Annotated in this window: 5 protein-coding genes and 1 tRNA gene; 4 read left to right on the top strand and 2 right to left on the bottom strand. The window is 65.0% G+C overall.

Annotated features, from left to right (window positions below):
• Positions 1-140, top strand: a 140-nt coding sequence (locus QZ281_RS09055) for an OmpW family outer membrane protein (protein ID WP_292227405.1), incomplete at its 5' end; no start/stop codon positions are given.
• On the opposite strand, the gene QZ281_RS09060 is transcribed toward QZ281_RS09055, so the two are convergent.
• Positions 137-1,456, bottom strand: coding sequence for an Hsp70 family protein (locus tag QZ281_RS09060; protein WP_292227391.1), 1,320 nt, complete (start codon positions 1,454-1,456; stop codon positions 137-139). The genes QZ281_RS09055 and QZ281_RS09060 overlap by 4 nt on opposite strands.
• 411 nt (positions 1,457-1,867) lie before the next feature.
• Between QZ281_RS09060 and QZ281_RS09065 the strand changes: the two genes are divergently transcribed.
• Entirely contained in the window at positions 1,868-2,038 is a 171-nt protein-coding gene (locus QZ281_RS09065; RefSeq protein WP_292227394.1) for a hypothetical protein, read from the top strand.
• A gap of 311 nt (positions 2,039-2,349) precedes the next feature.
• A tRNA-Leu gene (locus QZ281_RS09070) sits at positions 2,350-2,434 on the top strand.
• Between the two features lie 63 nt (positions 2,435-2,497).
• On the opposite strand, the gene QZ281_RS09075 is transcribed toward QZ281_RS09070, so the two are convergent.
• Positions 2,498-4,042, bottom strand: coding sequence for an amino acid permease (locus tag QZ281_RS09075; RefSeq protein ID WP_292227397.1), 1,545 nt, complete (start codon positions 4,040-4,042; stop codon positions 2,498-2,500).
• A 148-nt stretch (positions 4,043-4,190) separates the two neighbouring features.
• Here QZ281_RS09075 and hrpB point away from each other — a divergent pair.
• The coding region (gene hrpB, locus QZ281_RS09080; protein WP_292227399.1) for an ATP-dependent helicase HrpB at positions 4,191-5,691 on the top strand (1,501 nt) is incomplete at its 3' end.

A 5,691-nucleotide genomic window follows, 5' to 3' on the forward strand; every position in this document is an offset into this window, starting at 1 on the left:
TTCAGGGACCGTGGAGCCTGAATGTCGACGTCAAGAAGGTCTGGTTCAACACCGACGCCAACATCAATGACGGCGCCCTGAAGAGCGATGTCGATCTGGACCCGTGGGTCGTGTCAGTCGGCGTGGGCCGCAAGTTCTAAGCGGCCTTTTCGCTCCAGAGGTCCAGGTCGGGCTCAAGCCCGATCAGGGCCAGGCCGGCGGCGATGGATTCGAACTCGCCGCCGGTCTCGATGCGATCCGCCTGGAACCGGCGTTGGAAGATGGCGCGCACCGCGGGCACGAACGATGTGCCCCCGGTCAGGAAGACGCGGTCGATGGCGTCCGGCGCCAGACCGGCCTTGGCCAGAGCCTGATCCACAGCACCCTCTATGGCGGCCAGTTCAGGGGCGATCCAGCCCTCGAAATCAGCACGGGCGACAGGCTTTTCGATCCGAACATCCCCCGCCGCAAAGACGAAGTCCGCCGTCTCGTCCTTCGACAGCGCCATCTTCAGGGCAGAGACCGCGCGGTACAGGGCGTGGCCGTGGTTGTCGTCCAGAATCTCGATCAGGCGCTCGATCTTCTCCGGCTCCAGCGCGGTGCGGGCCAGGGCGCGGATGTCGCGCATGTCGCGTGAGGCCCGCAGAAGCGCCAACTGGTCCCAGCGGGCGAAGGCGGAATAATAGCGTTGCGGGATCGGCAGGTGCTTGTTCAACGCCTGATACTGACCGCCCTTGCCCAGTTCGGGCGACACCAGCTGGTCGATGATCCGATAGTCGAAGGCGTCGCCCGCCACCCCGACGCCGGAACGGGCGAGAGGCGTAGAGCGCAGGGTGTCGCCGGAACGCTCGAAGCGGATGATCGAGAAGTCGCTGGTGCCGCCGCCGAAGTCGGCGACCAGAACCGTGGCGTCCTCTTTCAGTTGGCGCGCGAAATAGAAGGCGGCGCCGACCGGCTCATGCGCGTAGCGGATGTCGGTGAAGCCCAGACGGCCGAACGCCTCCTGATAGCGTTGCAGGGCCAGGGCCTCGTCAGGATTGCCGCCTGCGAAGGTGACAGGACGGCCGACGACGACGCGCGGCGGCAGATTGGCCATGCCGTCGCCCGCATGGTGGCTGAGGCGCAGCAGGAAGGCGGCCAGCAGATCCTCGAAGCGATAACGCTTGTTGTCGATGCGGGTCTCGGTGAAGGCGGCGCTGGCGGCGAAGGTCTTGAACGACTGGATGAAGCGCGTCTCCAGCGGGTCTTCGACGAAGGCGTCGATAGCCCAGGGACCGGCCTCGACCACCCGTTCGGGCGGTTCGCCATCCACGCTGGCGTGAAACTGGAAGCTGAGCGCCGAGCGGAAAGTCGCGCTTTGTCCCTCGCTGGTGTTGAAGGTGACCAGGCGGGCGTGGCCGGCGTCATCGGTCAGGGCGACGACGGTGTTGGTCGTGCCGAAGTCGATGCCGATCGTGTTCGGTTTTTGCACGGTCATATCTGGCATCCTGGGGAGAGGGGAGCCGGGTTCCTAAAGCCCCGACGCGCGAAGGCAAGGGCCAGACTGCACCAGCTACGAAAAACCTGGCTTGCGGGGTTGGCTGAGGCGTTTGGTATCAGCCGCTCTGCAACCTGTGAGAGACAATTGCGCAAAACCCAGTATTTCCAACAACTGTTGTCGACCAAGGGGTTGGCGTAGCTTTGTTAGGCGTCGTCCCCCCCGACGGCTCGACGCAATGAACTTTCCGAACCTTCATTGGCTCCGGGATGTTCGGGCGGCCTGACCTGTTCCCTCCAAAGACTTAGGTCAGGCCGCACCTGGGGCGCATGCCAGGGTTCGGCGCGCCTTTGTGTATCGCGCCTGAAGCGCGTGTGAGTTGCGTCACGGAACCAGTAAAGGAATTCCACGATGGAACTTTCGAATGAAGACGCCGTCCTCGACCGCCTCTGGCGTGAGGTCTTCGACCAGCCGCTGCCGCTGATCGGCGCTGGGCCTGTGGTGCGCAGCATCCTGAAGAAGGAAGGCGTCACCGACCAGGAAATCGATCAGGCCATCAAGCGCGAGAAAAAGCCCCAGTAGAGATTTAGTCGAGGGCCGCGCTAGCCATCGCAGCCCGTCGCCTCGGCCCTGGTAGTTCCACCAAGTACCAGTGATTGGCGACGGGCCCTAGGGTCACAAAGGCGTCGGTCACCCCAAGGACCGGCGCACGGCCTGTCCCGAACCATCGGGCAGATCGAGGCGGCCTGATCTTTCCACCCCAACGCACCGGATCAGGCCGCTTTCGGCCCTTTTCGAGCCAATGCGCATTCCGCATGCGTCCGGTGGGCTGGATCAACAGAGACGATTGCGGTCTCAGGAAATTCCACCTAGAAGGCCCGTCCTGCCGGTTGGCGGATGTGGCGGAACTGGTAGACGCACTGGATTTAGGTTCCAGCGCCGAGAGGCGTGGAGGTTCGAGTCCTCTCATCCGCACCAAGGTCTTTCAGACCCTGGACCCAAAGAAAAAAGGCCCCGGAGCGATCCGGGGCCTTTCTGTTTTTAGCTGATCGGAGGAACAGGCGGCGGAGGCGCGTCGCTGTCCGTTTCGTGGACCTCGGTCAGACCACGACCGACGTGGCTCTTGCGATAGCCGTAGGCGAAATAGACCAGCAGGCCGATAGCGCCCCAGATCGGCAGAACCAGCTGGGATTCCGTCGGCAGGTTGAAGAACAGGCCCAGAGTTCCGATCACAGCCAGAGGTGCGATGATCCAGATCAGGGGCGTCCTGAACGGGCGGTGACGGTCCGGCTGGGTCACGCGCAGGATCATCACCGCGATCGCCACCATGAAGAAGGCGAACAGGGTGCCCGAGTTGGAGATGTCCGCCAGCTTACCGACCGGCAGGAAGGCGGCGAAGATGGCAACGGCCACGCCAGTGATCATCGTCACGATGTGCGGCGTCTTCCACTTGGGGTGGATCGAGGCCAGGAAGCCGGGCAGCAGGCCGTCACGCGCCATCACGAAGAAGATGCGGGTCTGACCGAACAGCATGATCAGGATGACCGAAGGCAGGGCCAGGAAGGCAGCGATGCCGATGAAGTCGCCGATACGTTCATGACCGACGACACGCAGGACGTGGGCCAGGGCTTCACGCGAGCAGACCAGCGGCTCCTGCAACGACGAATAGGTCGCGCACTGAGCGGCCAGGGCCGACGAACCAGCGTGCAGGATTTCGCCATTAGGGCCAACCAGGGGCTGGGCGCCGATGGCGCCGATCGCGCCCGCTGCGACCAGCAGGTAGAAGATGGTGCAGATGCCGAGCGAGGCGATCAGACCGATGGGCACGTTGCGTTGCGGGTTCTTGGTCTCTTCCGCCGCCGTCGATACGGCGTCGAAGCCGACATAGGCGAAGAAAATCGAGGCCGCAGCGCCCACGACGCCAAGACCGGCGCCATGACCATCGCCGAACCAGCCGTTCGGCGTGAAGGGCGTGAAGTTGGCGCCTTTCAGCACCGGCAGGGTCAGAACGATGAAGACCGTCAGGGCGGTGACCTTGATGGCGACCAGAACCGCGTTGACGCGCGCGCTCTCGCTGGTGCCGATCATCAGCAGGCCGGTGATCAACAGGGCGATCAGCAGGGCGGGCAGGTTCACGATGCCGCCGGCGTACGGGCCGACGGCTATGGCATGGGGCAATGTTATGCCCCAACTCTGCAAGAGGCCGATGAAATAGCCGGACCAGCCGACGGACACCGCCGAGGCCGCAACGGCATACTCAAGGATAAGCGCCCAGCCCACCATCCAGGCCAGCAGTTCGCCCATCACCGCATAGGTGTAGGTGTAGGCGGAGCCGGAAACCGGCACCATCGAAGCGATCTCTGAATAGCAAAGCGCCGCCACGGCACAGACCGCAGCGGCGATAACGAAGCTCCACATCATACCCGGGCCGGCTTTTTGAGCCGCCTCAGACGTCAGTACGAAGATTCCGGTGCCGATGATCGCGCCCACGCCCAGCAAGGTCAGCTGAACGGGGCCGAGGCTTCGGGTTAGCGATTTTTTCTCCGCGGATGCGAGGATCGCATCCAACGATTTAACGCGCCACATTTAGATATTCCCCACGATTACTAGCAGCCCCTCGACTGCTTTCGGGCGGACGCTAGCGGCGGATGGGCCTGCGCGCAACGCGGATGACGAGGTGGTTAAGGCGAGACGACGCTTTCGTGATCGTACCACGTCGCGCTAGAGCCGCGTGATGTTGCCGATCCATGCCGTACTCGAACCGCTGAAAACCGCCCTTGCGGACGGGAATACAGCCGTGCTGGCGGCCCCGCCGGGGGCGGGGAAGACGACGGTCGTGCCGCTGGCCCTGCTGGATCAGCCCTGGCTGGGCGACGGCAAGGTGCTCGTGCTGGAGCCGCGCCGGATTGCCGCACGGGCCGCAGCCGACCGCATGGCCCAGACCCTGGGTGAGCAGACCGGGGGCATGGTCGGCTATCGCACACGCCTGCAAAGCCGGATCGGCCCGAAAACGCGAATCGAGGTCATCACCGAGGGCGTCTTCACGCGGATGATCCTGGATGATCCGTCACTGGACGGCGTGGGGGCGGTGCTGTTCGATGAATTCCACGAACGTAGTCTGGACGCCGACCTGGGTCTGGCGCTGGCGCGCGAGACGCAAGGCGTGCTGCGCGAAGACCTGCGGCTGTTGGTCATGTCGGCGACGCTGGATGTGGTTGGGGTGTCCCGCCTGCTGGGCGGCGCGCCTGTGATCGAGGCCGAGGGGCGAGCGTTCCCGGTCGAGACGCGGTATCTGGGGCGCAACGCGGCCGAGCGGTTCGATGAGGCGATGGCGCGCGCCTGTCTGACGGCGCTGGGCGAAGAGACGGGTTCTGTTCTGGGCTTCCTGCCGGGGCAGGGCGAAATCCACCGCGTCGCGCGGCTGGTGAAGGAGCGGTTGCGGCTGCCGAACGTCGATGTGGTTCCACTGTATGGCGGTCTGGATCGGGTGGAGCAGGATCGGGCTATCGAACCCGCAGAGCATGGACGGCGCAAGCTGGTGCTGGCGACTTCAGTGGCGGAAACCAGCCTGACCATTCAGGGCGTACGGGTCGTGGTGGACGGCGGCCTATCGCGCGTGCCGCGTTTCGAGCCCTCCAGCGGCCTGACCCGGCTTGCGACGGTCAAGGTCAGCCGGTCGTCGGCGGAACAGAGGCGAGGGCGGGCCGGACGGACCGAACCCGGCGTCTGCTATCGCCTGTGGGACGAGGAACAGACGCGGGGTCTGGTCCCGCACCAAAGGCCAGAGATTCAAGAGGCTGACCTGACCAGTCTGGCGCTTGATCTGGCGCGGTGGGGCGCGCGTTCGGTAGAGGGCTTGGCCCTGCTGGACCCGCCGCCTGCGGGGGCGATGGCGGAGGCGAGAAAGGTTCTGACGCGACTGGGCGCACTGGACGCTGAGGGTGGATTGTCGGCGCACGGGCGACGGTTAACGCGCATACCGCTGTCGCCGCGTCTGGCGCATATGGTGGCGGTGGCGTCCGATGCTGGCGACGCCATGACGGGCGCGCGGATCGCGGCGGTGCTGAGCGAACCCGGGCTGGGCGGGTCGGGAGTTGATCTGGCGGATCGTCTGGTCGGGTTGGAGCGGGATCGATCGCCGCGCGCACGCGATGCGATGAAACTGGCGGATCGCTGGGCCAGGGCGGCAGGCGGCGGTGCGGGTGAGACGGTCGAGCCGGGCCCTGTCTCTTATA

The sequence above is a fragment of the Brevundimonas sp. genome (genome assembly GCF_018608325.1).
Classification (GTDB): domain Bacteria; phylum Pseudomonadota; class Alphaproteobacteria; order Caulobacterales; family Caulobacteraceae; genus Brevundimonas.